Here is a 26,469-nt window from a genome sequence, read left to right as displayed (position 1 = left end):
CTCCAAAAAAATAGGGAAACGGGTTACTTGAAGACCCTACCGTCGGGGTAAGGCACCACGTTGGTCTTGATGATCCTGGCGGGATTGCCCGCCACGACTGAATAATCCGGGACATCTTTGGTGACGACGGCACCGGCGCCGATGGTTACCCAGCGACCGATGCGCAACCGCGGAAGAATGGTGGCGTTGGTACCGATAAATGTTCCGTCGCCAATCTCCACGCAACCGGCGATGCACACACCGGGCGCCATGAACACCGAGTGGCCGATCTGGCCTTCATGCCCCACCACACTACCGGCGCTGATGCTAGTGTTGTCGCCCAGCGTCACCTCGGCCTGCATGAGTACGCCTTCCTGCAAATAACTGCCCTGCCCCATGCGAATCATGGTCAGGTCAATGCAGGGGTGGACGAACTGGCCCAGCGTGGCACCGGCCTCGACCAGTTGGCGGGTGGTCTCGTAGCGCAGTCGGGTGCTGCCGGTGATCAGGTTGACGAAACACACGTCCGGCCCTTTAAGTTCACTCACCAGCCCGGAACCGCCAATAACCGGCACGCCATAAAACAAAGTGCCCTGTTTGCCCGGGTCATTGTCCAGAAACGCAAACTCGACGTTCGGCGTGTTGCGCTTCACCGCGTGCAGCATGCGCACCGCTTCCGGGTTCGCCGCACCCAGCAAGTACATCTTCACAGCGATTGCCTTTTTGCCAGCAGCGCACGTACCACATCCACCACGCGTGCCTGATCGGCGTTCGTCATGTCGTGATAACTCGGCAGGTTGAACGCACGCTCCGGCAAGGCAAACGAAACCGGTGTGTCGACCACGTGCTCGCTGAACATGGGCAACGACGACAGTGGCCAGAAGAACACCCGGGCGTCGATATCGGCAGCCTGGAACGCGGCGATCATCTCGTCGCGATGAATCCCGGTCCCGGCATCGAATACCACCGTGGGCATCCAGTAACCGTTGCGCGCATGGGCAGGTTCCGGGTTCAGCGAAACCCCCGACAGCGATGACAACGCGTGGGCGTAATTGGCGAATATCGTCCGTTTGCGTTCGATCAGCTCATCGATCCGCTCGAGCTGAGCGCAGCCGACGGCAGCCTGCAAGTTGCTCATCTTGTATTTGTAGCCAATGAACTCCGGCCAGAATTGTTTGGTGCTGCCCGCGACACGACCATGGTTGGACAAGGTCAGGACACGCTCGTACAAGGCTTTATCCGACGTAACGAAAATGCCGCCCTCGCCGGTGGTCATGGTTTTGGTGCCATGGAATGAAAACGCACCGAACGCCCCCATCGAACCGGCAGCCTTGCCGCGCCACTGCGAGCCGATGGCTTCGGCAGCGTCTTCGATGACCGCAATACCGTGTTCGCGACCAATCGCCAACAATGCATCCATGTCACACAGGTTGCCGTAAAGGTGAACCGCGAGAATGGCTTTGGTCTTGGGGGTAATTGCACGCCTGACGAGTTGCGGATCCAGGCACCAGCTATCTGGCAGAACATCGACAAATACCGGTGTAGCGCCCAGATACGTGATCGGTGCCGCCGAAGCGATCCAGTTGGTGTTGGCCAGGATCACTTCATCACCCGCGCCGATGCCCAGCGCCGCCATGCCCATGTGCAGCGCGCCGGTGCAGCTTGAAGTCGCGATGGCGTAGGTCGCACCAAGGTGCTCGGCAAACCCGTGCTCGAAACGCGTCAGGTATTCGTAGCAACGCGCGCCCCAACCATTCTGCACGGCATCCAGGGCATACCGGGCTTCCAGTTCGCCGACACTCGGTTTTGTGTAGTGAATTCTGCTCATTGAATACTCAACTCCGGAACGGCAACGACAAACTGTGCGCCCCACTCTTTGACCGAGGCGAATTGCTGGGTGATTTCCGTCAACAGGTTCCATGGCAGAACCAGGATGTAGTCGGGCTGTTCGAGGGCGATACGCTCGGGTGAAACCACCGGAATCCGGCTGCCAGGCAAAAATTTGCCCTGTTTATGCGGATTGGCGTCGGCGACCCAGGCCAACAGATCAGGCTTGACCCCGGCGTAGTTGAGCAACGTGTTACCCTTGGCAGCGGCGCCGTAACCGACCACTCGTTTGCCATCGGCTTTCGCCTGCAACAGAAAGCGCAGCAATTGGTGCTTGATGCCCTCGGCGGCTGGCGCAAGGGTCGTGTAGTACTCGGGGGTTTTCACCCCGGCGACGATTTCGGCCTGCAATTGAAGCGCAACCGCGGGCTGCACTTCGCGACGAAGCCCGTCAGCACGCTGCACGAACACCCGCAACGAACCGCCATGGGTCGACAGCTGACTGACGTCGAACACTTCCAGACCGTTGCGTTCGCACAATGTATGCACGGCGGTCAGGGACAGGTAGGAATAGTGCTCGTGATACAGCGTGTCGAACTGTTGCCCGGCCATCAGCGTCAGCAGTTGCGGAAACTCGAACGTCGCCACGCCAGTCGGCTTGAGCAAGGTCGCAAAGCCGCCGAGGAAATCATTGATGTCCGGCACGTGGGCCAATACGTTGTTGGCAGCCATCAGGTCCGCAGACCAGCCTTCGCCGACCAATTGCGCAGCGGTGTGACGGCCGAAGAACAACTCGCGGATGTCCAGGCCCTTTTCGCGCGCCGCTTGCGCGGTGCTGCGGGTCGGTTCAACGCCCAGGCAAGGGATGCCGCGACCGACGACGTACTGCAACAGGTAACCGTCGTTGGCAGCGATTTCCACCACACGGCTGTCGGCGGTCAGGCCGAAGCGCTCGACCATCTCGGCAACGTAGCGATCGGCATGCGCCAGCCAGGTGCTGGAAAACGAACTGAAATAAGCATACTCAGCGTCGAACAGGCTGTCGGCACGGGTGTAATCCTCGGTTTGCACCAACCAGCACTGCTGACACACCGCGACCTTCAGTGGCACCCATTGTTCGGCCTGTTCCAGCTGATCGGCACGTACGTAGGCGTTCGATGGCGGCGACGTGCCGAGGTCGATCAGCGGCAAGGCCAAAGGAGTACCGCAACCACGACAGTTCATAGACGCACTCCAGCGAAGCGTTCATCGAGAAAGGGATGGCTGGCATCCCTGGCCGACAGATTATTGACAGGCAACGGCCAGGCAATCGCCAGCCGTGGATCGTTCACCGACAAACCGCCTTCGTGCTCCGGCGCATAGTCGGCGCTGTGCAGATAAAGCAATTCGGCGTCGTCGGTCAGGGTCTGGAAGCCGTGGGCAAATCCGGCAGGAATGAGCAGGCTGCGACCGTCGCCAGCGCGCAGGTGTTCAGCGTGCCAGTGCAGGAACGTTGCGGAGTCGGGCCGCAAGTCCACCGCCATATCCCAAACTTCACCGCGCAGGCAGGTGATCAGCTTGGCTTCCGGCGCGTTGGCATTCTGGTAATGCAAGCCACGCACACTCCCGCGTGCGCGGGTGCAGGAATGGTTGATCTGGCGAATGGAAAACGCTTGGCCGAAGGCACTCAGGCTGCCCTCGCAGAACAACCGGGCGAAGTGCCCGCGATCGTCTTCGAAGCGTTTGTGCTGCACGCTGAACAAGCCCGTCAGCGGCAGCGCTTTCAACAAAAATTCGCTCACAGCGCGCCCCGGTACAGGTTCAACTGGCCCAAGGTGACGTCACGCATGTCGTCGCCGTTTTGCCAGGCCAGGTGCCAATCGAGGGTCTGGGTCAGGCATTGCTGCAACGACCAGCGCGGTTGCCAGCCCAACAGTTGTCGGGCGCGGCTGCTGTCCAGGCGCAACAGGCCTGCTTCGTGCAGATCACTCGGTTCGATGCGCAATCCGCGCGCTTGTGGCCAGCGGTTGGCGAGCAGTTCGACGACTTCGCCGACGCTGCACATGTCCGCTTCGCTCGGGCCGAAGTTCCAGGCACCGGCAAACTCGGGACCTTTTTCATAGAGGCCGGCGGCCAATTGCAGGTAACCAGCCAGTGGTTCCAGCGCGTGCTGCCAGGGGCGCACGGCTTGCGGGTAGCGCAGGGTCACGGGCTCGTTTGCGGACCAAGCCTTGAGTACGTCGGGAATCAACCGTTCCGGCGCGAAGTCGCCACCACCCAATACGTTGCCGGCCCGGGCTGTGGCCAGGGCCAAACCGTGCTCGGCATACTTTTCAGCCGGGAAGAACGAAGCGGCGTAAGACTGCGCCAGCAACTCGCAGCAGGCCTTGCTGCTGCTGTAAGGATCGTGTCCGCCGAGGGCTTCGTCTTCGCGGTACGGCCACAGCCATTCCTTGTTCGCGTAAACCTTGTCGGTGGTCACCAGCACGCACGCACGCACGCCGCCGACCTGACGGACCGCTTCGAGCAGATTGAGGGTGCCCATGACGTTGCTGGAGTACGTCCCCAGCGGGTCTCGATAACCTTCGCGTACCAAGGGCTGAGCCGCCAGGTGCAGGACGATTTCTGGTTGGGTATCGGCGATCAGTTCCAGCAGGGCGCCCAAGTCACGCAGGTCGCCGCGCTGATCATTTATGCCTTCGGCCACCTGCGCCAGGCCGAACAGATTCGGCTCGGTGGATGGATCAAGCGAAAACCCGCTGACCTTCGCGCCCAGACTTTGCAGCCACAACGTCAGCCAACTGCCTTTAAAACCAGTGTGACCGGTCAACAACACTCGCTTGCCGCGCCAAAATTCCGGGCTCAGTCCCATTGCTTCCATGGGGCCTCCCCTGTCTGCCACAACGCCTCGAGATGGTTTTTGTCGCGCAGAGTATCCATCGGCTGCCAGAAGCCATCGTGCTGGAAGGCCATCAACTCACCCCGCTCGGCAAGGACGTCGAGAGGGCCTGACTCCCACGAGGTTTCATCGCCACTAATCAGTGGCAGAACCTTGGGTGACAACACAAAGAAGCCTCCGTTGATCCAGCCACCATCACCGCGCGGTTTTTCAGTGAACCCCAACACCTGATCGCCCTCACGATCCAGCGCACCGTAGCGGCCGGGTGGCTGCACCGCCGTGACCGTGGCCTGCTTGCCATGAGTCAGGTGAAAATCCACCAGAGCACCGATGTTCAAGTCGGACACCCCGTCGCCGTAGGTGAAGCAGAACGCTTCTTCGTTTTCAAGATAGCGGCTGGCGCGACGCAAACGGCCACCGGTCATGGTTTCTTCACCGGTATCGATGAGCGTGACGCGCCACGGCTCGCTGTAGTTCTGGTGAACGTCCATGCGGTTGTTGCACATGTCGAAGGTGACGTCAGAGGTGTGCAGGAAGTAGTTGGCGAAGAAGTCCTTGATTGCATAGCCCTTGTAACCCAGGCAAATCACGAAGTCATGAATCCCGTGAGCGGAGTACTGCTTCATGATGTGCCAGAGAATTGGCTTGCCGCCGATTTCAATCATCGGCTTGGGTTTGAGGTGCGACTCCTCACTGATGCGCGTGCCCAGGCCGCCCGCCAAAATAACTGCCTTCATCGTCTCCCCTCTTGTTCGTCACAGGGCTCAGCCAAGCTGTATCAAGCTTTTGCAGGCCTTCTGGATAAAACCTTCAATGCCGCTCAGGGCGCTTCTGGGTTCACCGGAAGTGCTCGTTTTATGGCGATATCGGGGGGACTTGCAGGAAACGCGCCAGCTCTTTCAGTGCGGTGGGTGGGTGCTGAAACGGAAAAACGCGTGGTATAGGTGATGCTGTTTGGTTTGCTGGGGAGTTGGGTTGGGTTGGGTTGGGGTACATATCCGTTTCTGCGGTAACGGTTGATTACGGTTTCGCTTTTACAGCCATCCCTTTCAAGGTCTTTTGACCTTGGCGGCCTTGAGCACCCTATCTGTCGACACGTGAGCATTCACTGCCTTGCCTTCCAGCCATTCCTTGGGTTTAGGCACCTTCGGACCTCGTTTGCTTTTGGCGACGGATTTGGGCGGGATGTTTTTAGCCAGCGCCAGCAAGTGCTGAGCCAGCCCTCCTGAGCGGATCGGGATGGCTAAGTGCTCTGGCGGCAAGGCGATCTGCAGGCCCTCGTAACCGCTGCGTACCTGTACCGTCAGGTGGAAGATCGATGCTTCCCAATCTTCAGGCTGGGTCTGGCGATGAGCCTGTTCGACGCTGCGCTTAAGCACGGACAAAACGTTATAAGCCAACACAGCGGACGCAAATCCAAGCAGGGCGGCCTTGGGGTTGCCCAAGGTTTCGATCTCACTGTCCAGCACCGATTCCAGACGCTGGAACATCCCTTCAATACTCCAGCGCCGACGGTACAAATCGGCGATTTGCATTGCGCTGATGGTGGCGGGCAAGTTGCTCCAGAACAGCAGCGTGGTGTCGCCGGATTCGGTGGGATTTCGCAGGTTCAGTTCGACACGCCGCCACTGGCGCCCACCTTTTACTTCGATGATTTGCTCGCGCACGCTGCCGGTTTCGACCGCGACAGGCTCCTGCCATTCGCTTTCCTTGAGCAGGCGTGGATGCTTGCTTTGTTCGCGGATGATGAATGAGGCCCCGGTCTCTTCGCAGGCCTCCATGACCGGGAGCGTGCAGTAAAGTCGATCAGCCATCCACAGCTGACCCGCGCGGGCCTTTTCCAGCAAGGGCAGCACGCTGACGCGCTCGCTGGCATAGGCATCTTCACAGGGCTGAAGGTCGACGACCTGGTCCAGATCAGGGTCATAAACCACAACGGAAAAACCACGCCGGGCGGCACCGCGTTCACGGCGCAACGCGCCCAGACGTTTTTCGCTGGAAGGCAGGTGGTTGCCGTCAACCACCCGCAGTTGCCAGCCAGGCAAAATGGCCGAGCAGCCCAATTCTTCAATCGTCGGAGCCAGGCGTTGCGCACTGCCGACTACCAACGCACGCAGCAGCGCGGGCTCCGTGCGGCTGACCTTGTCATAAAGCGCCGCCAAGCTGACGGGAAGATCTTCCATCTGCCGCGCCGCGGCATGTAGCGAGGGTCGCAAACCCAGTGAAACGAGGGACATCAGCTCAATAATGGTCGAAAACAAAAGCTCGCGCGGGTACTGGCGCTGACGATGTTCTTCGAACACCTGATCAACCCACTCTGCCGCAACGGCCTGCTCCAAAACCAATTTGGCCATGACACTGGCCGGCGCTTTTTTCTCGAACCGCGCTAAAACTTCTGCCCACATCGTCTCGCCGTCCTGACTGGAGTTTTGAGGATTTTATCAAAGACCTTGAAAGGGATGGCCGTAAGGGCGGAACCATTAGCCGCCACTACCGCAGCAACGGATATGCCCCCCAATCGCAAAAGAACCCCCGAATCAGTTCGGCAACCAACCCTCAGCCCAATAATTCAGATTGTTCCCCCGCAGCATATAGTCGCGCAGCACTTCCTCACGCAGCGCGTCACCCATGCGATAACTCGCGTCCGGATCAGCCAGGTGCATACGAATTGCCTCAAGCCATTCCTCGGTACTGTTGCTCACCACCTTGGTACACGGCAAGTAACCGCGATAAGCCTCAGTGTCCGTACAGATCACCGGGTAACCGCATGCGCCATATTCCAGCAGGCGCAAGTTGCTCTTGCAGTCGTTGAAGATATGAAACTCCAACGGCGCCAAAGCCAGATCAAGGTTCAGGCTCGCCAGTTTGGCGGGGTAAGCCTGCAGGCCAACGGCGGGATGGAATTCATGTACGAAAGGCTTGAGTGCCGGTGGGCACATACCGAAGAACACCCATTCCACTTCATCCGCCAGCAGGCGAATGACATCGGCAATGATCGCCAGATCCCCATCATGACTGGTCCCCCCACCCCAACCTACTCTCGGCTTACGTGACGTACGTCGCTGGCTGCTCAGGCCGGTCCACAGATGCGGAGCGAGCATGTTCGGCACCACGCGAATATCGTCATGCATGCCTTTGAGAGCATCGGCCAGCGGCCGAGTCGACACCACCACCCGGTCACACAGCCCGATCGCACGCCGCACAATCTGCTCAACGCCAACGATGGCCTTGCGCACGTGAGCGTTTTTCTTCGGAACGTCGATGACATAGTCATCGAGCTCAAAGATCCGGAACGCCCGGGAGCTGTTTCTGACCCGCTCCACTTCATTCACTGCGCCCTCACTGTAGCGCCCTTGCAGAATGATGACGTCGGGCGACTGGCGTTCCAGCTCAATGTCCGAAGGTGTATGGAACGCAAGATTACCGAGCACTTGACCCGCAGCTTCCAGCTCGAGAAACGGTTGGGTGACGCGGTAATGACCCACTGCAGTCTCATTGATCGGAATCGCCAGCACCCGCGGCAGCAGGTGATGGGCGAACGGATTCCAGTCGCTCTTGAAACCCGGCTCAAGGCTGAAATTATTGGTGTTGAGGCTCAGGTTGACGTTGTACGCCGGATCTCTGGCGATGATCGGCAGCCAACGCTGATAAAAACGCTTCTGCTCAGACACCAGCTCTGACACCACCGAACCGCTCGGCGCCTCGGCAGTCACCCTGACCGTTTCGGCATAGGGCGTCCAGACCACCAGATAGCCCTTCTGCCTGACGCGCAGACAGAAGTCCGGACCGTTGAGCATGTGGGGAAAGGCATGCTCGTCAAACCCCTGAAGCTCATCGAATACCTGCTTACGGATCAGCAGGCATTCAGTGCTCACAGCGGTTAAATTCTGCACCGCCTGCTGGCGCTGCATGTACCCCGAGGCAGTCATCACTTCCCCGCGCCAAGGTACGCCGACAGGGCCACGCATCCCCAGCACCAGGGCCGAACCTTCGATACGCCCCTGAGGGCTGACCATTCGGCCACCGACGACTCCCACCTCCGGACGCAAGCCGTGATTCAGCAACTCCCCAAGCCAGACGCGGTTGACGATCAGGCTATCGGGGCTGAGCAACAGCACATACTCGCCGCGCGCCTGAGCAACGGCGAAGTTCTGCGCCGCTGCCGGGTTATCGGGGTAATCGCAGCGCAGCACGCGCAGTTTTTCGCCGCCCATTTGCGACATGGCGGCCAGCCAGTTCCCCGTTTCGATCGAGGTGCTTGCGTTGTCGACGATCAACAATTCGTAGTGAGCATAGGCCGTGTGCTCCAGCACACTTTCGATGCAACGTTGAAGCCGACCGAGCTGATCCTGGGTCACTACCACAATGGACACCAGTGGCTGAACGCCATGCTGATAGTCAATGTGGTTGATCAGCGGCACACTGCCCTGCCGGACCTCGTGTACAGCACCGATACGATCAAGGTGCGCGGTCAGCACACGGGGGTTTTGCTCGGTCACCTGCGACAGAGCGAGCCATTGCGACAGGCCGAACGAGGACTCGACCAGTACTTGGGCGACATGCTCGATGACATGTGCGCCATGGTTTTCAACGAGCCGCCAAACCAGATCATGTGGGCTGAGTTCACCGAAGTCCGGGTTGAAGCCGCCTGCGTCGACAAAGCGCTGGCGCTGAATGGCCAGTGTCCGCCCGATATAGGGATAACTGCGCAACAGGTCCAGATTGAAATCGGACTTGAAGATCGGCTCGACCGACACATCATTGCGCAAGCCGCCTTCATCGCTGTAGATACACAGCGCGTCGGCGCTCTCGACCATTCGCTCGGCCAAAAGCAGCAAGGCCAGTTCATTCAGGCGATCACCGGCCCGTAGAAGATAGAACCAGTCCGCACTGTCCGTCTGCATCAGGCCATTGAGCTGTTCAAGGCCATCGCCCTGCAAGCCCACGCGGATCAAATTGCCTGCCTGGGCACCGGTACGCTTTTCACTGGAGAGCACCCGCACCGTTTCAGCGACATAGACCTGCCGTTCGATGCTGTCCAGGGTGACGCCGAGTGCCGCTTCGTCGGCGTCGGCATCAATCACCACAGGAACAATTCGCGGGCGCCATGACCACGACGCAAGGCGCGTGGGCAGCAGGCGCTGCTGGGCCGGATTCAGGGTTCGACAGGCCAGCCATTGCTGATATACATCGACAAAGCTGTCACAGTTTTCACCGACCCGTGAACGGATCATGGTTGCGGTAAAGCCCAGCGAACGACTCAGGGGCATTTCCTCCCAGTCATACGGTTCACCGAGGGCGGCACTGGCCAGATCGATATAGCGCACATGTCCCGGCGCTGGCGCCGGTTCGCCGCTGCGCACCGCCAGCATTTGGGTCAGCCAACCGAGCTCGACCGCCACGGCCTGTTGGACCTCCAATTGATTGCTCATGCGCGCCGGGTGCAAGCGTTCGAAGCTGAGCACCTGTCCCATTACCGCCAGATTGCCACGACGCAACAGGCAGACAAACAAGGCGAAATCGAGACGGGCGACAAACCCTTCGCCGACCTGGGTCAATGCGGGCAGATACTCCAGCACCTGATGAGTACGCATCAGAGCGCCACTCAAATTGCTGAGGAAGTTCATGGCCGTGCTTTCCAGCACATCCAGCAGGTCTTCACCCTTGAACAGCGTATCTCCCGAGACAAAGCTGGAGTTCTCCAGACGCTCGGGAAGCAGAAGGTAATCGCCGTCGCAATACTGACGCTGAGCAATCACCAGATTCACGTCGTCATGGTCAATGAAACCCTGCACCTGACGGGCAATGCTCTCAGGCAGCAACTGATCGTCATCACAGAGAAGCTTGAGGTACTCCCCGGTTGCCTGCTCGGCGCAGGCCATCAGATTTCCCTTGAACCCGAGGTGTTGTTCATTGCGCACATAACGCAATGTCACGGTTTTCGGCACCGTGCAGGCCTGGACCAGCTCATGGATTTCGTCGCTGTCGCTGTCGTCACACACGATCACTTCAAGCGACGCATAGGTCTGATTTAGAGCGCTTTGCAGCGCTGCCTGAAAGTACAGCGGGTTGTAGGCGGGAATGGCGATGCTGACAAGAGGAGTTGGTTTCACGACAGGGGAACTCGCGAGCGGCGGGCGCTCACTCTGGAACGAGTGGAGCAGCCCTGAACCGCTGAAAAATGACGGTTTGCACTCGGGTGTATTGAACCTTCGTGCCCATAGCGCGAAGGCCTTGACTCATACTTTGTTGAACAACCCCAACTGAGCGATTTTGCTGAACGCCAGTTGTGAGGCCTGCAACATGGTTTGCTGCAAGGTCAGGCGGGTCATCACCGTGGCCGGGTCCGAATCACGGATCGCCCCTTGGGTCTGCGTGTTGGCCATCGTCAGGCTCTGGTTGATATCGGTCTGAGTCGTCAGCGACGCACCGCGACCACCCACGGAGCTGATGCCGGAGGTCAACTGGTCAATGCCGCTGGCCAGGTTGCCGATGCCCGAACCAATGGCTGCGTTGAGTTTTTGAATGGCCAGCGGATCGTTGTTGGTCGGCGTCGACAGCGCGGTTTTCAGCTGGTTGACGGTGTCCAGAACGTTCTGCGTCTGGTGAGTGTTGACCGTGACAGAGAACTGGTCACCGGCAAGCATCGACGGCGCCGGCACGCCGCTCAGCGTGAAGGCGACACCCGATGCGGTGGCGACGTTGCCCGCCAGAACGCCGCTGGAAACCGGCTTGCTGTTCGCGGTCAGAGGCGCGGCATACAAGTCGAAGGCCGTGGGACTGGTGAACTTGAGAATCGCCCCGCCTTCCGGAAAGCTGGCGTGGTAGGCGGCACTGTTGGTGATGCTCGTATTGGTGACTACTTCGGTAGACAGGTTGCCTGGGCTGCGCGCCGCATTGAAGCTGTCCGGCTTGGCCGCCAGGGTGAAACTGTAGGCGTTGCCGAACACGGTCGCCGGAACGTCGCCAGACTTCATGTTGATGTTCAACTTCAGATCAACGCCACGGAAACTGATCGTCTGGGTAGCCGCACCGCCGGTAGAGCTGAACACGCCGTTCCCGCTGACTTCGGACGTGACGTCGGTACCCGTCGAGTCTCTGATTTCCAGCTGTGTGGGGCTGAGGAAATTCACAGTGTAGGGTTCGCCACTGCGGAATTTGGCGTTGTAGGTCACGTCGGAACCTACCTGACCATTGGAAAGCACCACGCGACCGCCATCGACCAGCGCCGAGGGCGAAGTCATTGTGGTCTGCGTGCGACTGGTGTTGATGGCTTGCTGAAACACAGCCCAACCGGTGCTGTTGGTGGCCATCGACTGGGTATCGCCAATCGGCAGGTCCAGCGTGACCTGATCACCGTTATAGCTGTAGGTGCCGTCGGTATTGCGCGAGAACGGAACGGTATCGCCTTTGGAACCGGAGAAAATGTATTTGCCGTTTTCGTCCTTGGTGTTCATCAGGCTCAACAGCTGCTCTTCGATCTGGCTGAGCTCCGAAGCATTGGCCTGACGGTCGGAATCGGTATAACCGGCGTTGCCGGCACCCAGGGCCAGTTCCTTGGCGCGTTGCAGCACGTTGCCGATACTGGTCATGACCGCTTCAGTCTGGCCAAGCGTGGCTTTGATCGTCGTCATGTTGTTCGAGAACTGATCAAGCATCGAAGCCTGCTGACCCAATTGCAGCAAACGCGAAGCGCCGACCGGATCATCAGCAGCGGTGTTCACGCGAACCAGGCTGCTGGCCTCTTCGCTGCTCTTGACCACATTCGCGAAGTTCTTCTGATAGTTCGCAGCCGAGGACTCGTAAAACTGGGCGGTAGAAATGCGCATGGGCTACGACTCCTTAAATGCTGTTGATCAGTGTGCTGAAGATTTCCTGCGCAGCCTTGATGATCTGCGAAGAGGCGGTGTAGTACTGCTGATACTTGACCAGGTTGCCGGTTTCCTCATCGAGGTCGACACCCGAAAGCGAGTCGCGCGCACCTTTGGCGTTCGCCAGGATGGCTGAGGTCGCGGCGCTGTCGAGCTTGCCCTGGGCGGCCTTGGAGCCAACGCCTTCGACCAGTTTGCCGTAAGCGTCGTTCAGGGAAATACCTTTACTGGCGGAGCCGGTGTCCACGGTCTGCGCGGTCTGCAAGCCGGCCAGTGCGGTGCCGTTACGGTTGTCCAGACTGCCCGGCTGACTGAGCGAGACGTTGATCCCGGCGCCGTTGCTCGGGGAGCCGGCGATGGTCATGCTCAAGGCCGCGGTGTACTGAGTGGCGGGCGCAGGCGGGATCGGCGCACCCGTGGCATCCTTGAGCGGAATGCTCAGGTTCAGGGTATTGCTCTCACCTGGCTTGATGGTGCCGCTGCTGATCAACCCGCCCTTGGCATCCAGGAACTGGTAGGTCTGGCTGGTGCCGTCGGCGGACACCGCACCAAATACCACCTTGGTCGGCGTGGAGTTTTTCAGGCCGTTCTGCATCGCGGTGGTGGTCGCCGCGTCGTAGATATCGAACTTGGTGGTCAGGGTCGGTTGACCGCTGGCCGGGATCGTCAGGGTGCCGCTGCCACTGCCGCTCGCCGCAATGGCCGCACCCAACGGTGCCGCGATGGCCAGACGCTTGGAGTCGGTCATCTCGGTCTTGATATTGGCAGCTGCGTTACGGGTCGGGGTGATCTTGAAGGTATCGCCTGCAGCCGCGGTGCCACCGGCAAGCGTCAAGGAGAAACCGTCGATCACCAGCGGTGGCGTGGTCAGCGTGCTGAAGCTGCCCATAGACGAATTGTCTGGCAGACGCTGCACGGTGTAGTCGGTGGCGCTGGTGAACGTCACTTTGTAATCGTTGATGGTCAGCTTGCCAGTGTCTTCGATGCTGACATCGAAGTTGCCCGACCCCACGCTGTTATTGCCGGAAGCGATGCTGCGCTGAGCCATCTGCGCGGCACTGTTGATGCTGTTGAACAGGTTCGAACCGAAGTCACCGTTCTTGTCGATGCCCTGGGCCTGGATGCTGTTCATCTGATCGGCGACGACCAGGGCGACACGCCCCAGTTCGTTCATGGCCGGGTCGAGCACGGTGCTGCGATAGCGCAGCAAACCGCCGATTTCGCCACCGGTCATGATCGACGTGATATCGATAGTGCTCGAACCACGATTGAGTTGCAGCGCCAACCGGTTCGGGTCGTCTTTGCCCGGCACGACTTCGAGTTTGTTGACGGTGTTGCCCATGACCAGCGGCTGGCCGCTGCCCAAGTAGATATCGACGTTGCCTTCGCGTTCGACGATCTGCGCGCCGGTAAAGGTCGAGAGCTGGCGTACGGTCTCGTTACGGGCGTCGAGCAGCTCGTTCGGCATGCCGCCAGAGCTGGAAATTTCGGCAATCTTCTGGTTCAACTGCGCCACGGTGGCGGCCAGTTTGTTGACCTGATCGGCCATGTTCGTCAGGTTGCCATTGATGTTCGCGTTCTGCGCGTTCAACTGGCTGGACACCGAATTGAAACGGTTGCTCAAGGCCTGGGCATCGCTGAGCAGCAACTGGCGTGAAGCGTCGTCACCCGGCTTGGCGTTAACGTTCTGTACCGAGGCGAAGAACTTGGTCAGTGCGCCGTTCAGGCCGGTGCCGCTGTCCGACAGCAGTTTGTCCAGCGGCGTGACCTGACCCAGGTACGCGGCCGAATCACTATTGAGCGACGTGGTGGTCTGCAGTTGGGCATCAAGGTAGCTGTTGTACACCCGACGTACATCGGCCAGCGTCGTACCAGTGCCGATGTAGACATTGCCGAACTGCTGCGAGGCTTTGGTGCCCTGCACGGTCTGCTGACGCGAGTAACCCGCGGTATCGACGTTGGCGATGTTGTTACCCGTCGTCATCAACGACGATTGGCTGGCTGACAGCCCCGACATCCCGATGTTGAGCAAACTCATGGTTCAGACCTTATAGCTTATGCCTATAGAGGCGTGGTGGTAGCGCCCGCCGCAGCGTAGTTCTGGTAACTCGTCATCTGCTTGGCTATCTGCGAAATCTTGCTTGCGTAGTCCGGGTCGGTTGCGTAACCGGCCTTTTGCAACTCGCGCACAAACTGTTCTGGGTTATCGGCCGACTTCACAACATCTTGATAGCGATTGTTGGTTTGCAGCAGCGTCACAAGGTCATGGAAGCTGTCCTTGTAAGAGTCATAGGAACGGAACTGCGCCGTCTCCTTGACCATCTCGCCATTCCTGAATTCGCTGGTGATTGCCCGCGCCGATTCGCCCTTCCAACTGCTGCTGGCTTTGATGCCGAACAGGTTGTGGCTGCTGCTGCCATCCTGGGCACGCATGACCGATTTGCCCCATCCGGTTTCCAGGGCGGCCTGCGCCACCAGGTAACGCGGATCGACACCAATGCGTTCGGCGGCCTCTTTGGCCATCGGCAGCATGGTGTTGACGAATTGATCGGCGGAACTGAACGCTTTCTTCGCCGGTGCCAGCGGTATTTGCGCCATGGCACGACCATAAACCTGCAGGCGCCCGCTGGATGTCGTATCCGTTTGCGAAGCCAGCCAATCGCCGTTGTACAGGGGGCCGGCACCGGTCTTGGTGCTCTGCGGCATTTGGATGTTGTTCTGCGCCGTCGTGGCGGTCGCGGCAGTGGTCGATGCCGACGGCACCAGCCCTGCGAGCAAGCGGTCGGCCAGTTTCGGTGGCAGCGCCAGACGTCGCTGGTTGATCAGCGCCATATCATTGTGATGAGCGCCCTCGCCCGCATTTGCCGGCGACTTCACCGAACGCGAAGCCCACAACGGACGCTCGCCATTGAGGCGCGACAGCGGCCCGTTGGTGGCGACCGTACCGGCGGCAATCGGCGTTTCCACGGCGGCTTTCGCGGCAGCTTGCTTGGCGGCTGACGCGGCAGCGGCCTCGCCGGGGGCCAACGGTTTATTCTTCGACATTTGACGCATCAGCACGTCAGCCAGACCGATACCACCGCCCTCACGGGACATGGAAACGGCCAACTGCTGGTCGTACATTTCCTGGTATTGCTTGGCGGCCGGCGTATTGAGCGGATTGTCCTGGCCCAGCGCGTCGGTGGCCGAACGCATGGACTTGAGCATTTCACCGAGGAACAGCGACTCGAATTCCTGCGCAACTTTGCGCATGTTCGCGTCACTGTCCTTGTCGCCGACCTTGAGCTGGTTCAAGCGATTCAAGTCCGAATAGGAACCCGAGTCGTTGCTGCTGACACCCAAACCGCCCTTGCGCACATCCATGGTCGTCGTCCTCAGATCACGATCAGGTCGGCTTGCAATGCGCCGGCCTGTTTCAGTGCTTCGAGGATGGCCATCAAGTCACCCGGTGCCGCGCCGACCTGGTTCACCGCACGCACGATTTCGTCGAGGGTGGTGCCCGGGCCGAATTTGAACATTGGCTTGGCTTCCTGCTGAGCGTTGACCCGCGAGCGCGGCACGACCGCCGTCTGCCCATTGGACAGAGGGCCGGGCTGGCTGACGATCGGGTCTTCGGTGATGGTCACGGTCAGGCTGCCATGGGTCACGGCGGCCGGGGAAACCTTGACGTTCTGGCCGATCACGATGGTGCCGGTACGGGAGTTGATGATGACTTTCGCCACCGCCTGACCCGGGTCGACTTCAAGGTTCTCGATGATCGACAAGTAGTCGACGCGCTGGCTCGGATCGAGTGGCGCGCTGACACGAATCGAACCGCCGTCGATGGCCTGGGCAACGCCAGGGCCGAGCATGTTGTTGATCTTGTCGACGATGCGCTTGGCCGTGGTGAAGTCCGAACGATTGAGGTTCAGGGTCAGGCTATTGCCCTGGTTGAAACCGCTCGGCACCGAACGCTCAACCGATGCACCGCCCGGGATACGACCGGCCGACGGAACGTTGACGGTGATTTTCGAACCATCGCGACCTTCGGCATCAAAACCGCCGACCACCAGATTGCCCTGAGCGATCGCGTAGACGTTGCCGTCGATACCCTTGAGCGGCGTCAGCAGCAAGGTGCCGCCGCGCAGGCTCTTGGAGTTACCGATGGACGCTACGGTAATGTCGACCTGCTGACCCGGCTTGGCAAACGCCGGCAAGTCGGCACTGATCGACACGGCTGCGACGTTCTTCAACTGCACGTTGCCTGAACCCGGCGGCACCTTGATGCCGAACTGCGAGAGCATGTTGTTGAACGTCTGCAGGGTGAACGGCGTCTGCGTCGTCTGGTCACCGGTGCCATTAAGCCCGACCACCAGGCCGTAACCGATCAATTGGTTGGAACGCACGCCGGAAATACTGGCGATGTCCTTCAGCCGCTCGGCTTGAGCGTTGAAGGCTGCGGACAGCAACAGGGCGGCCACCATCAGGTGTTTGAAGTTCAACGTAGCCACCTAGAAAGGGAACAGCGGGCTGAGGAAGAAACGGTCGAACCAGCCTGGCTGACTCGCATCGGCAAATGCACCGGTGCCCGAATAGGTGATACGCGCATCGGCGACACGGGTCGACGAAACAGTGTTGTCGGTGGCGATGTCATCGGCGCGAACGAGCCCGGCAATCCGCACCAGCTCATCACCGGTGTTGAGGGTCAGCCACTTCTCGCCGCGCACGGCGATGATGCCGTTGGGCAACACGTCAGCGACAGTCACGGTGATCGAACCGGTCAGGCTGTTGCTCTGGCCGGACTTGCTGTCGCCCTTGGTTGCGCGGTCACCTTCGTAACCGACGTCCAGACTCAGGCTACCGCTGCCCACTGGATCACTGGTGCTCAGGCCACCACCGAAAAACGAGCTCAGGCCGATGTCGGTCTTGCTGTTCTTGGCGGTTTGCGAGTTAGCGTTCTTGCTGGCCTGGGTGCGTTCGTTCAGGGTGATGGTGATGATGTCACCGACCCGGAACGCCTTGCGGTCGCTGTACAGGTTCTGTTCGAAACCGGCCTGATAGATCGAGCCGTTATTGGCGGCAGCCGGCAACGGTGTGCGCGGCAACACCGGGGCGTAGTAAGGGTCATTGGGCTTGGGCGGCGGGGCAACGCAGCCCGCGAGCACGACGGCCCCACTCAGTGCCAGAACAGATACAAAGCGATTCATGACCCTACCTCACGGTGTTGCAGGCGACCTCATGGCCGCCTCATAGACTTGATTACAGATTCTGCGTTACGAACGAGAGCATCTGGTCGGCGGTCGAGATCACCTTGGAGTTCATCTCGTAAGCGCGCTGAGTGGTGATCATGTTGACCATCTCCTCAACGGTGCTGACGTTGGACGTTTCCAGGGTGTTCTGCAGCGTGGTGCCGAAACCGGCCAGGCCTGGGGTGCCGACTTGCGGCGCGCCGCTGGCAGCGGTTTCCAGGAACAGGTTGTTGCCCACGGCCTGCAGACCGGCCGGGTTGATGAAGTCGGCGGTTTGCAGGTTGCCGATCACCTGGGATGCCGGGTTGCCGGTAACGGTGATGGACACGGTGCCGTCGCGACCGACCGTGAAGGTCTGGGCATCGTTGGGGATGACAATGGCCGGTTCCAGGGCAAAGCCGCTGGCGTTGACGATCTGACCGTTGGAATCCAGGTGGAACGTACCGTCACGGGTGTAGGACGTGGTGCCGTCCGGCTGCAGAATCTGGAAGAAACCGCGACCGTCGATGGCCATGTCCAACGGCTGCTCGGTGGTTTGCAGGCTGCCGGCGGTGAAGTTTTTCTGGGTGCCGACGATGCGCACACCGGTACCCAATTGCAGACCCGACGGCAGTTCACTGTCCTGGGTCGACTGGGCGCCTGGCTGGCGTTTGATCTGGTAGAGCAAGTCCTGGAACTCGGCGCGGTCACGTTTGAAACCCGTGGTCGACACGTTGGCCAGGTTGTTGGAAATGGTCGTCAGGTTGGTGTCCTGGGCGGACAGACCTGTTTTGGCAACCCATAGAGCCGGAAGCATTCGATTCTCCTCGTGCGCCTGTTTTACGGCGCGACGTTCTGATAATTAGCTGATCTGCAAGACCCGAGCCATGGCCTGGTCGTCTTCTTTGGCGGTGTTCATCATCTTGATGTGCAGTTCGAACTGCTTGGCCAGGGCCAGCACCGAGGTCATTTCTTCCACGGCGTTGACGTTGCTCGACTCGAGGAAACCGGACACCAGCTTGACGTTGGCATCGGCTTGCGCCGGCTTGCCGTCCTTGGTGTGGATCGAACCGTCCAGGCCTTTGGTCATGTTCTTGAAGTCAGGATTAACCAGCTTGATGCGGTCGACTTCCGCCATCACGCGAGGACCTTCGCCCATCGCACGAATGCTGATGGTGCCGTCCTCGCCCACTTCGATTTGCTGCTCGGGCGGCACGGCAATCGGCCCGCCATTGCCCATCACCGGCATACCGTTGCCGGCCCGCAGCACGCCGAGGGCGTCGACGTTCAGGCTGCCGGTGCGCACGTAGCTTTCGCCGCCGTCAGGGTTCTGCACGGCGATCCAGCCATTGCCTTGCACCGCGACATCGAGGTCACGACCGGTTTCCACCAATGCGCCAGGGGAGAAATCGGTGGCCGGACGTTCGGACAGGGCAAACGCACGCGCCGGAAAGCTGTCACCGAACACCGGCATCGAACGAGCCTGCTCCAGGTCTTTCTGGAAACCGTTGGTGGAGATGTTCGCCAGGTTGTTCGCATGAGCCTTCTGCGCCAGTGCATTCTGGCTGGCACCGGTCATTGCCACATATAGGTACTTGTCCACACTCTTTCCTCTGCATGCCGGACGTTTGCCGCCCACCGCTGTACTGCTGAGCCATAAGCAATTTGCAGACCAACTTTTTTCTGGCGGTGCGGGGACCGGCAAACAAAGGACTTGAGGGATACAGGCGGGATTGGAGGATTGTGTCGAAGACGAAAAACCGGCGGTGTTATGCCGGTTGGTGGCAAGGGTCGGCCTTGGGCAACGGCCACCGCCGCCATCGCGAGCAAGCTTGCTCCCACATTGGATCTGCGGTGTTCACACATCCCCTGTGGGAGCGAGCTTGCTCGCGATGAGGCCGGTTCAAACACAGCAGATGCCCGCTATGACTCGCTCTTGCCGACCTCGTACTCACGCAACTTGTTGGCAATGGTCGTATGCGAAACCCCCAACCGCTTGCCCAGTTGCCGACTGCTCGGGTGCTCGGAGTACAAGCGCTCCAGCACCGCCTTCTCGAAGCGCCCGACAATCTCGTCCAGCCCGCCCTCGAGCGAGAAATCGCCAAGTGGCTGACGCACACCGTAATCCGGCAGGCGAATATGCTCGGCCTTGACCGTCCCGCCTTCGCACAGGGAAACGGCCTGGAACAGCACGTTTTCCAACTGTCGCACGTTGCCCGGCCAATGGTAGTGACTGAGCCGCTCCATCGCCGCCGGCGCCAGTTTCGGCAGCGGGCAACCGATCTGCCGACTGGCCTGATCGAGGAAGTGCTCCACCAGCGGGGTCAAACCATCGAGGCATTCGCGCAGTGGCGGGATGTGCAGCGAAAGCACGTTCAAGCGGTGATACAAATCCTGGCGAAACTCACCACGCGCGCACAACTCGGACAGGTCGACCTGCGTCGCGCAGATCACCCGCACATCCAGATAAACCTCTTCATCGCTGCCCACACGACGGAAGCAACCGTCCTGCAGGAAACGCAGCAATTTCACCTGCAAGCGCGGGCTCATTTCCCCGACGCCATCGAGGAACAGCGTACCGCCCGCCGTCAGTTCCAGCAGCCCAAGCTTGCCTTCGGCCCGCGCCCCTTCGAAAGCGCCGGGGCCGTAGCCGAACAGCTCCGTCTCAGCCATGGATTCCGGCAGGCCGGCGCAGTTTAACGCCATCAACGGCGACTGCCCCCGCGGACTGGCCAGATGACAGGCCCGCGCCAACAATTCTTTACCGGTGCCGGTTTCACCCTCTATCAATAGCGGCGCATCCAGCGGCGCCATGCGTCGGGCTTCGCGCACTACCGCAGCCATCACCTTCGAGCTTTGGAAAATGCTGTCGAAACCGCGCAGCTCCTGCTTGCGCACGTTATAGATGCGCTCACCGACCCGGTCGGCGCGGTGCAGCGTGAGTACCGCGCCGGCCATGGCTTCGCTGTCGTCATGTTCCGATTGCAGTGGCGCGATGTCGGCGAGAAACACGTCGCCCTTGACCTTGACCCGCAGCCCGTTGATCCGCGACTTGTTGGCGCGCACCAGTTCCGGCAAGTCGAAATCTTCGGCGTAACGTGACAGCGGAATCCCAGGCACCTCATCCACCCGCACGCCGAGCAACTGCGCTGCGGCACGGTTGGCCGCGACAATCGAGCCGCCCATGTCGATCGACAGCACCGGAAACTCCAACGCGCCGAGCAACGCATTGAGCTCCATGTGCCGACGTTCGCTGGGCATCAGACCTACGCGCTTGACGCCAAAAACCCCGGCAATCGATTCGAATTTCGGACGCAACGCCTGAAACTGAATGTTGATCAGGTTCGGGCAATGCAGGTAGATGGCATTGCCATGCTCACCGCCGACCTCGCCTCTTGCGACGTTGATCCCGTACTCCACCAGCAGGTTGAGAATGTCGCGCAGGATGCCGATGCGGTTCTGGCAGTGGACTTTGATACGCATATAAAGGCCCGAAACAGGAGTGATCGAGGGCCTGAGCCAGGAATTTTCTGCGCAGGCGCCAACTTAGTCGTCAAGATTATGTGACACCTGTGCGCAGTTTCAAACCCGCAAATCTCAATAGCTGCGCGACAAGCGCCAAACCGTAACGAATACTTTACGAAAATTGGCGAATTCTCCTACACACGATGCCAATCACCTGCTGCAACACCGCAGACCTTGGAGTATTTCTAAGTCCATAGCAGGACATAACAAGAACGAAATCCCCTAGCAGGAGAGCAGCATGAAGCAGACGCAATACGTGGCTCGCGAGCCCGATGCGCAAGGTTTTATCGACTACCCCGCCGAAGAACACGCGGTGTGGAACACGCTGATCACTCGCCAACTGAAAGTGATCGAGGGTCGTGCGTGCCAGGAATACCTGGACGGTATCGAAAAACTCGGTCTGCCCCACGACCGCATTCCGCAACTCGGTGAGATCAACAAGGTCCTCGGTGAAACCACCGGCTGGCAGGTTGCCCGGGTACCCGCACTGATCCCCTTCCAGACCTTTTTCGAATTGCTCGCCAACAAGCAGTTTCCGGTGGCGACGTTTATTCGTACCCGCGAAGAGCTGGACTACCTGCAAGAGCCAGACATTTTCCACGAGATTTTTGGCCACTGTCCGCTGCTGACCAACCCTTGGTTCGCCGAATTTACCCACACCTACGGCAAACTTGGCCTACAGGCTTCCAAGGAAGAACGCGTGTATCTGGCGCGTCTGTACTGGATGACCATCGAGTTCGGTCTGGTCAACACGCCAGAAGGCCTGCGCATCTACGGCGGCGGCATTCTCTCCTCGCCGAAAGAAACCGTTTACTGCCTGTCAGACGAACCTGAGCATCAGGCCTTCGATCCGCTGGAATGCATGCGCACGCCGTACCGCATCGACATCCTGCAACCGCTGTACTTTGCCCTGCCAAACCTCAAGCGCCTGTTCGACCTCGCCCACGAAGACATCATGGGTATGGTCAAGCAAGGCATGCAGCTGGGTTTGCGCGCACCAAAATTTCCGCCAAAACCAAAAGCTGCGTGATCCGCGACTTTTACGATCAAGTGAGTCTGTCAGGAACCGACGCTTTGCTTTAGCGTGGTGAACTGGCAGCCGATTTCCAATCATTCGATTTCAGGAACCCATCATGTCCACATTGAATCAAGCCCATTGCGAAGCCTGCCGCGCCGATGCCCCTCAGGTCAGCGACGAAGAACTGCCGGTACTGATCAAGCAGATTCCTGACTGGAACATCGAAGTGCGCGACAGCGTGATGCAGCTGGAAAAAGTGTTCCTGTTCAAGAACTTCAAACACGCGCTGGCGTTCACCAACGCCGTCGGTGAAATCTCCGAGGCCGAAGGTCACCACCCAGGCCTGCTCACCGAGTGGGGCAAAGTCACCGTGACCTGGTGGAGCCACTCGATCAAAGGCCTGCATCGCAACGACTTCATCATGGCCGCGCGCACTGACGAAGTGGCCAAGGACGCCGAGGGCCGCAAATAATGCATTTCGACGCCATAGGTCGAGTACCCGGCGACCCGATTCTCGGCCTGATGGAGGCCTATGCGCAGGACCCCAACCCGCGCAAATTCGACCTCGGCGTGGGCGTCTATAAAGATGCCCAGGGCCTGACACCGATTCCCCAGTCAGTGAAGCTCGCCGAGCAGCGCCTGGTGGATCGTCAGACCACCAAGACCTACATCGGTGGTCACGGCGAACCGGCGTTTGGCAAGGCCATCGTTGAATTGGTGCTGGGTGCCGATTCCCCGCTGATCGCCGAACAAAGGACCGGCGCGACGCAAACGCCGGGCGGCACTGGCGCGCTGCGCTTGAGTGCCGACTTCATCGCTCAGTGCCTTCCGGGCCGTGGCGTGTGGCTGAGCAATCCGACCTGGCCGATCCACGAAACCATCTTCGCGGCGGCCGGGGTCAAGGTCAGTCATTACCCGTACGTCGGCAGCGATAACCGCCTCGACGTCGAAGCGATGCTCGCGGTACTCAACGAAGCGCCGAAGGGCGATGTGGTGCTGCTGCACGCCTGCTGCCACAACCCGACCGGTTTCGATCTGTCCCATGACGATTGGCGCCGGGTGCTGGAAGTGGTGCGCAGTCGCGATCTGGTTCCATTGATCGACTTCGCCTACCAAGGCTTCGGCGATGGTCTGGAACAGGATGCATGGTCGACCCGCTTGTTCGCGGCCGCGTTGCCGGAAGTGCTGATCACCAGTTCCTGCTCGAAGAACTTCGGTCTGTACCGCGACCGCACCGGCGCGCTGATTGTCTGCGCGAAAACCGCTGACAAGCTGGTGGATATCCGCAGCCAACTGGCCAACATCGCTCGCAACCTGTGGTCGACTCCGCCGGATCACGGCGCGGCTGTGGTGGCGACCATCCTCGGTGATCCCGAGCTGAAAAGCCTCTGGGCTGACGAAGTGGAAGCCATGCGTTTGCGTATCGCCCAACTGCGCAGCGGATTGGTTGAAGCCCTTGAACCTCATGGGTTGCGCGAGCGCTTTGCGCACATCGGCGTGCAGCGCGGGATGTTTTCCTACACCGGATTGACGCCGGACCAGGTCAAACAACTGCGCGATCATCACAGTGTTTACATGGTGGGCACTGGTCGGGCCAACGTGGCCGGGATTGATGCAACGCGCCTGGATTTGTTGGCCGAGGCGATTGCCGAAGTCTGCAAATAACTTCAAGCACCTGCAATCCCTGTGAGAGCGAGCTTGCTCGCGATAGCGGGGTGTCCGTCAATGTTAATGTCGACTGACACGACCCCATCGCGAGCAAGCTCGCTCCCACAGTGCTTTGCGTTGCCCCCTCTTGCAGACCTGTCTAGACAACCCCATCCGTCGCAACAAATGGATATAAAAGTCTATTTGTCTTTTCTCCTGCTGTATCCTTCCCAGGCTTTTTTAAAAGCGCGGATCTACCAGATCTATCAACAGACTTTGCGAGGAGCGCGATATGCACGAGATCCCTAATCTCCCCTTCCCAAGCCTGCACGAAACTGAGCAGACGCCCACGCAACAAGCCGGTGCCCAACAGCCCGAACCGAAAGAAGCCACTGAACGCCGCAAGGCCGACAGCGAAGACTGATTCACCTGCAATGCCAGACCGTGTGGAAAGCGCTAACATGCGCTTTCCACACCGCCTGAACCCTTGAGCCCACCATGACCGACGACTTCACTCCTCCTTTTGATGAAGAGCTGCAGGCCAGCGTCTTGATCGGCACCACCTAGAAGATGATCGATATCTGGAATCGCCTGTCCCCCGAGAAACGCGCCGCGCTGCTCGCCCGTTTCGGCAGCGAAGAAAACGCCTTGGCCGCCCTGGTCACCACGCACCTGGTCGCTCCCGCCAAACCCTGATTCACCCCACCCGGCGAATAGTTTTACTTTTTCCACGACCCGCTGCCGCTCGCGCCGCTATCATAAGCAGCCTATCTATCCTGCTTCCCCGTGGACCTTTTACCCATGTCTGAAAACCAGCGCCCCCTGGCGGTCACGCTGCAAGTCGTTTCCATCGTCCTGTTCACCTTCATCGGCTACCTGAATATCGGCATTCCCCTGGCCGTGTTGCCGGGCTACGTCCACAGCGAACTGGGCTTCGGCGCGGTAATCGCCGGTCTGGTCATCAGCGTGCAATACCTGGCCACCCTGCTCAGCCGTCCTTATGCCGGGAAAATCATCGACAACAAAGGCAGCAAACTCGCCGTGATGTACGGCCTCGCGGGCTGCGGATTGAGCGGTGTGTTCATGCTGATTTCGGCCTGGACCCAGAGCCTGCCGACCGTGAGCCTGATCAGCCTGCTGATCGGTCGTCTGGTGCTCGGCAGTGCGGAAAGCCTGGTGGGCTCCGGCTCGATCGGCTGGGGCATCGGCCGGGTAGGCGCGGCGAACACTGCCAAGGTCATTTCCTGGAACGGCATCGCCAGTTATGGCGCCATCGCCATCGGCGCCCCGCTGGGGGTGTGGCTGGTCGGTGAGTTGGGTTTGTGGAGCATGGGCGTGAGCATCGTGCTGCTGGCCGTGCTGGGCCTGGCGCTGGCCTGGCCAAAAACCGCCGCACCGATCGTTGTCGGTGAACGCTTGCCGTTCATGCATGTGCTGGGGCGAGTGCTGCCACATGGTTGCGGTCTGGCGCTGGGCTCGATCGGATTTGGCACCATCGCGACCTTCATTACCCTCTACTACGCGACTCAGCATTGGTCCAATGCGGTGCTTTGCTTGAGCGTGTTCGGTGCCAGTTTTATTGGTGCGCGGCTGCTGTTCGGCAACCTGATCAACCGTCTCGGCGGCTTTCGCGTGGCGATTGCCTGCCTGTCGGTGGAAACCCTCGGCTTGCTGCTGCTATGGCTGGCACCGGATGCTCATTGGGCACTGGCCGGCGCGGCGCTGAGCGGGTTCGGCTTTTCGCTGGTGTTCCCCGCGCTGGGGGTGGAAGCGGTCAATCTGGTGCCAGCCTCCAGCCGTGGTGCCGCGGTCGGGGCTTATTCGCTGTTCATCGATTTGTCGCTGGGGATCACCGGGCCGGTGGCCGGTGCGGTTGCGGCAGGCTTTGGTTTTGCCTCGATCTTCCTGTTCGCTGCACTCGCCGCGTTGAGCGGGTTGATGCTTAGCGTTTATCTGTACCGGCAAGCGCCAAAGTATCGCGAAGAAAGAGACGCGCGTTAGAAGTCGACCTTACCGCGTCCAGCCTTGATGCTGCCACGCTTGGTCTTGGACTCCAACCGACGCTTCCTCGAACCGAGGGTCGGTTTGGTCGGACGACGTTTCTTTTCGACCTTGGTGGCACTGAGGATCAACTCGGTCAGCCGTTCCATCGCATCTGCGCGATTGGCTTCTTGCGTGCGGTATTGCTGGGCCTTGATGATCAACACCCCTTCGCTGGTGATGCGACTGTCACGCAACGCCAGCAACCGTTCCTTGTAGAACTCAGGCAAGGACGAGGCCGGAATGTCGAAACGCAGGTGCACCGCGCTGGAGACCTTGTTGACGTTCTGCCCGCCGGCGCCCTGGGCGCGGATGGCGGTCAACTCGATCTCGGCATCCGGCAGATGCACGTTGTTGGAAATCACCAGCATGGAAAAGCGTCCGATATCAGGACCGCCAGAATACCCTGTAGCAGCGAGGCTTGCCCGCGAAGAACGATAACGCGGTTTGCCTGATGAACCGCGGCGTCTTCTTCGC

At 59.8% G+C, this 26,469-nt stretch carries 22 protein-coding genes and 1 pseudogene; 6 read left to right on the top strand and 17 right to left on the bottom strand.

Going from position 1 to position 26,469, the window contains the following annotated elements:
- Positions 1-23 precede the first annotated feature (23 nt).
- The 16 genes from ACYZT7_RS09115 to ACYZT7_RS09040 all read right to left on the bottom strand — a co-directional run bounded on the left by ACYZT7_RS09115 (position 24) and on the right by ACYZT7_RS09040 (position 21,245).
- Positions 24-689, bottom strand: a complete 666-nt coding sequence (locus ACYZT7_RS09115) for an acetyltransferase (protein ID WP_462040768.1) — start codon at positions 687-689, stop codon at positions 24-26.
- The gene (locus ACYZT7_RS09110) at positions 686-1,807 is read right to left on the bottom strand and encodes a DegT/DnrJ/EryC1/StrS family aminotransferase (RefSeq protein ID WP_462040767.1); all 1,122 of its coding nucleotides are present in this window, start codon (positions 1,805-1,807) and stop codon (positions 686-688) included. The genes ACYZT7_RS09115 and ACYZT7_RS09110 overlap by 4 nt, the downstream gene beginning before the upstream one ends.
- On the bottom strand, positions 1,804-3,030 hold the full coding sequence (locus ACYZT7_RS09105; RefSeq protein WP_462040766.1) for a methyltransferase domain-containing protein: 1,227 nt from the start codon (positions 3,028-3,030) through the stop codon (positions 1,804-1,806). The genes ACYZT7_RS09110 and ACYZT7_RS09105 overlap by 4 nt, the downstream gene beginning before the upstream one ends.
- Positions 3,027-3,587 carry a dTDP-4-dehydrorhamnose 3,5-epimerase family protein gene (locus ACYZT7_RS09100; protein WP_462040765.1) on the bottom strand — a complete coding sequence of 187 codons (561 nt, stop codon included), beginning with the start codon at positions 3,585-3,587 and terminating at the stop codon, positions 3,027-3,029. Before ACYZT7_RS09100 ends, ACYZT7_RS09105 begins: the two co-directional genes overlap by 4 nt.
- Positions 3,584-4,666, bottom strand: coding sequence for a CDP-glucose 4,6-dehydratase (rfbG, locus tag ACYZT7_RS09095; RefSeq protein WP_462040764.1), 1,083 nt, complete (start codon positions 4,664-4,666; stop codon positions 3,584-3,586). The genes ACYZT7_RS09100 and rfbG overlap by 4 nt, the downstream gene beginning before the upstream one ends.
- Positions 4,648-5,421 (bottom strand): glucose-1-phosphate cytidylyltransferase, encoded by a 774-nt coding sequence (rfbF, locus tag ACYZT7_RS09090; protein WP_462040763.1) that lies wholly within the window; start codon positions 5,419-5,421, stop codon positions 4,648-4,650. Before rfbF ends, rfbG begins: the two co-directional genes overlap by 19 nt.
- A gap of 312 nt (positions 5,422-5,733) precedes the next feature.
- Positions 5,734-7,038, bottom strand: coding sequence for an IS4 family transposase (locus ACYZT7_RS09085; RefSeq protein WP_462040762.1), 1,305 nt, complete (start codon positions 7,036-7,038; stop codon positions 5,734-5,736).
- Between the two features lie 183 nt (positions 7,039-7,221).
- Positions 7,222-10,797, bottom strand: a complete 3,576-nt coding sequence (locus ACYZT7_RS09080) for a glycosyltransferase (protein ID WP_462040761.1) — start codon at positions 10,795-10,797, stop codon at positions 7,222-7,224.
- 126 nt (positions 10,798-10,923) lie between these two features.
- Positions 10,924-12,513, bottom strand: a complete 1,590-nt coding sequence (locus ACYZT7_RS09075; protein ID WP_462040760.1) for a flagellar hook-associated protein 3 — start codon at positions 12,511-12,513, stop codon at positions 10,924-10,926.
- Between the two features lie 13 nt (positions 12,514-12,526).
- Complete coding sequence (flgK, locus tag ACYZT7_RS09070; protein WP_462040759.1) at positions 12,527-14,593, bottom strand: flagellar hook-associated protein FlgK; 2,067 nt, start codon at positions 14,591-14,593, stop codon at positions 12,527-12,529.
- A gap of 23 nt (positions 14,594-14,616) precedes the next feature.
- Entirely contained in the window at positions 14,617-15,918 is a 1,302-nt protein-coding gene (gene flgJ / locus ACYZT7_RS09065; RefSeq protein ID WP_462040758.1) for a flagellar assembly peptidoglycan hydrolase FlgJ, read from the bottom strand.
- Between the two features lie 11 nt (positions 15,919-15,929).
- Positions 15,930-17,018, bottom strand: a complete 1,089-nt coding sequence (locus tag ACYZT7_RS09060; RefSeq protein ID WP_282380812.1) for a flagellar basal body P-ring protein FlgI — start codon at positions 17,016-17,018, stop codon at positions 15,930-15,932.
- Between the two features lie 27 nt (positions 17,019-17,045).
- On the bottom strand, positions 17,046-17,741 hold the full coding sequence (gene flgH, locus ACYZT7_RS09055) for a flagellar basal body L-ring protein FlgH (RefSeq protein ID WP_149418667.1): 696 nt from the start codon (positions 17,739-17,741) through the stop codon (positions 17,046-17,048).
- A 52-nt stretch (positions 17,742-17,793) separates the two neighbouring features.
- Positions 17,794-18,579, bottom strand: coding sequence for a flagellar basal-body rod protein FlgG (gene flgG, locus ACYZT7_RS09050; RefSeq protein ID WP_059407583.1), 786 nt, complete (start codon positions 18,577-18,579; stop codon positions 17,794-17,796).
- A 45-nt stretch (positions 18,580-18,624) separates the two neighbouring features.
- Positions 18,625-19,365: a flagellar basal body rod protein FlgF gene (locus ACYZT7_RS09045; RefSeq protein ID WP_429512325.1), complete on the bottom strand. Its 741-nt coding sequence runs from the start codon at positions 19,363-19,365 to the stop codon at positions 18,625-18,627.
- A gap of 320 nt (positions 19,366-19,685) precedes the next feature.
- A complete protein-coding gene (locus ACYZT7_RS09040; RefSeq protein ID WP_462040757.1) occupies positions 19,686-21,245 on the bottom strand; it encodes a sigma-54-dependent transcriptional regulator in 1,560 nt (519 codons plus the stop codon).
- Between the two features lie 280 nt (positions 21,246-21,525).
- Between ACYZT7_RS09040 and phhA the strand changes: the two genes are divergently transcribed.
- The 6 genes and pseudogenes from phhA (at position 21,526) to ACYZT7_RS09010 (ending at position 25,953) form a co-directional block, all read left to right on the top strand.
- The gene (gene phhA, locus ACYZT7_RS09035) at positions 21,526-22,317 is read left to right on the top strand and encodes a phenylalanine 4-monooxygenase (RefSeq protein ID WP_462033954.1); all 792 of its coding nucleotides are present in this window, start codon (positions 21,526-21,528) and stop codon (positions 22,315-22,317) included.
- Between the two features lie 103 nt (positions 22,318-22,420).
- Complete coding sequence (locus tag ACYZT7_RS09030) at positions 22,421-22,777, top strand: 4a-hydroxytetrahydrobiopterin dehydratase (RefSeq protein WP_008030478.1); 357 nt, start codon at positions 22,421-22,423, stop codon at positions 22,775-22,777.
- Entirely contained in the window at positions 22,777-23,970 is a 1,194-nt protein-coding gene (locus ACYZT7_RS09025) for an amino acid aminotransferase (protein ID WP_462040756.1), read from the top strand. The genes ACYZT7_RS09030 and ACYZT7_RS09025 overlap by 1 nt, the downstream gene beginning before the upstream one ends.
- 274 nt (positions 23,971-24,244) lie before the next feature.
- Complete coding sequence (locus ACYZT7_RS09020) at positions 24,245-24,376, top strand: hypothetical protein (RefSeq protein ID WP_008156098.1); 132 nt, start codon at positions 24,245-24,247, stop codon at positions 24,374-24,376.
- Positions 24,377-24,450: 74 nt separating this feature from the next.
- Positions 24,451-24,648: pseudogene (locus ACYZT7_RS09015) on the top strand (hypothetical protein).
- Positions 24,649-24,753: 105 nt separating this feature from the next.
- The gene (locus ACYZT7_RS09010) at positions 24,754-25,953 is read left to right on the top strand and encodes an MFS transporter (protein WP_462040755.1); all 1,200 of its coding nucleotides are present in this window, start codon (positions 24,754-24,756) and stop codon (positions 25,951-25,953) included.
- Here ACYZT7_RS09010 and arfB read toward each other — a convergent pair.
- Positions 25,950-26,363, bottom strand: coding sequence for an alternative ribosome rescue aminoacyl-tRNA hydrolase ArfB (arfB, locus tag ACYZT7_RS09005; RefSeq protein WP_462040754.1), 414 nt, complete (start codon positions 26,361-26,363; stop codon positions 25,950-25,952). The genes ACYZT7_RS09010 and arfB overlap by 4 nt on opposite strands.
- Positions 26,364-26,469 lie beyond the last annotated feature (106 nt).

This window comes from Pseudomonas sp. RT4P38, assembly GCF_054897765.1.
This window is presented reverse-complemented; position numbering and strand designations above follow the sequence as displayed.

Excerpts from the sequence above, each read along its gene's own strand:
- ACYZT7_RS09110 (WP_462040767.1), bottom strand. The coding sequence starts at position 1,807 with ATGAGCAGAATTCACTACACAAAACCGAGTGTCGGCGAACTGGAAGCC.
- ACYZT7_RS09105 (WP_462040766.1), bottom strand. The coding sequence starts at position 3,030 with ATGAACTGTCGTGGTTGCGGTACTCCTTTGGCCTTGCCGCTGATCGAC.
- rfbG (WP_462040764.1), bottom strand. The coding sequence starts at position 4,666 with ATGGAAGCAATGGGACTGAGCCCGGAATTTTGGCGCGGCAAGCGAGTG.
- rfbF (WP_462040763.1), bottom strand. The coding sequence starts at position 5,421 with ATGAAGGCAGTTATTTTGGCGGGCGGCCTGGGCACGCGCATCAGTGAG.
- ACYZT7_RS09085 (WP_462040762.1), bottom strand. The coding sequence starts at position 7,038 with ATGGCCAAATTGGTTTTGGAGCAGGCCGTTGCGGCAGAGTGGGTTGAT.
- ACYZT7_RS09075 (WP_462040760.1), bottom strand. The coding sequence starts at position 12,513 with ATGCGCATTTCTACCGCCCAGTTTTACGAGTCCTCGGCTGCGAACTAT.
- flgK (WP_462040759.1), bottom strand. The coding sequence starts at position 14,593 with ATGAGTTTGCTCAACATCGGGATGTCGGGGCTGTCAGCCAGCCAATCG.
- flgJ (WP_462040758.1), bottom strand. The coding sequence starts at position 15,918 with ATGGATGTGCGCAAGGGCGGTTTGGGTGTCAGCAGCAACGACTCGGGT.
- ACYZT7_RS09060 (WP_282380812.1), bottom strand. The coding sequence starts at position 17,018 with ATGGTGGCCGCCCTGTTGCTGTCCGCAGCCTTCAACGCTCAAGCCGAG.
- flgH (WP_149418667.1), bottom strand. The coding sequence starts at position 17,741 with ATGAATCGCTTTGTATCTGTTCTGGCACTGAGTGGGGCCGTCGTGCTC.
- flgG (WP_059407583.1), bottom strand. The coding sequence starts at position 18,579 with ATGCTTCCGGCTCTATGGGTTGCCAAAACAGGTCTGTCCGCCCAGGAC.
- ACYZT7_RS09040 (WP_462040757.1), bottom strand. The coding sequence starts at position 21,245 with ATGCGTATCAAAGTCCACTGCCAGAACCGCATCGGCATCCTGCGCGAC.
- phhA (WP_462033954.1), top strand. The coding sequence starts at position 21,526 with ATGAAGCAGACGCAATACGTGGCTCGCGAGCCCGATGCGCAAGGTTTT.
- ACYZT7_RS09030 (WP_008030478.1), top strand. The coding sequence starts at position 22,421 with ATGTCCACATTGAATCAAGCCCATTGCGAAGCCTGCCGCGCCGATGCC.
- ACYZT7_RS09025 (WP_462040756.1), top strand. The coding sequence starts at position 22,777 with ATGCATTTCGACGCCATAGGTCGAGTACCCGGCGACCCGATTCTCGGC.
- ACYZT7_RS09020 (WP_008156098.1), top strand. The coding sequence starts at position 24,245 with ATGCACGAGATCCCTAATCTCCCCTTCCCAAGCCTGCACGAAACTGAG.
- ACYZT7_RS09010 (WP_462040755.1), top strand. The coding sequence starts at position 24,754 with ATGTCTGAAAACCAGCGCCCCCTGGCGGTCACGCTGCAAGTCGTTTCC.
- arfB (WP_462040754.1), bottom strand. The coding sequence starts at position 26,363 with ATGCTGGTGATTTCCAACAACGTGCATCTGCCGGATGCCGAGATCGAG.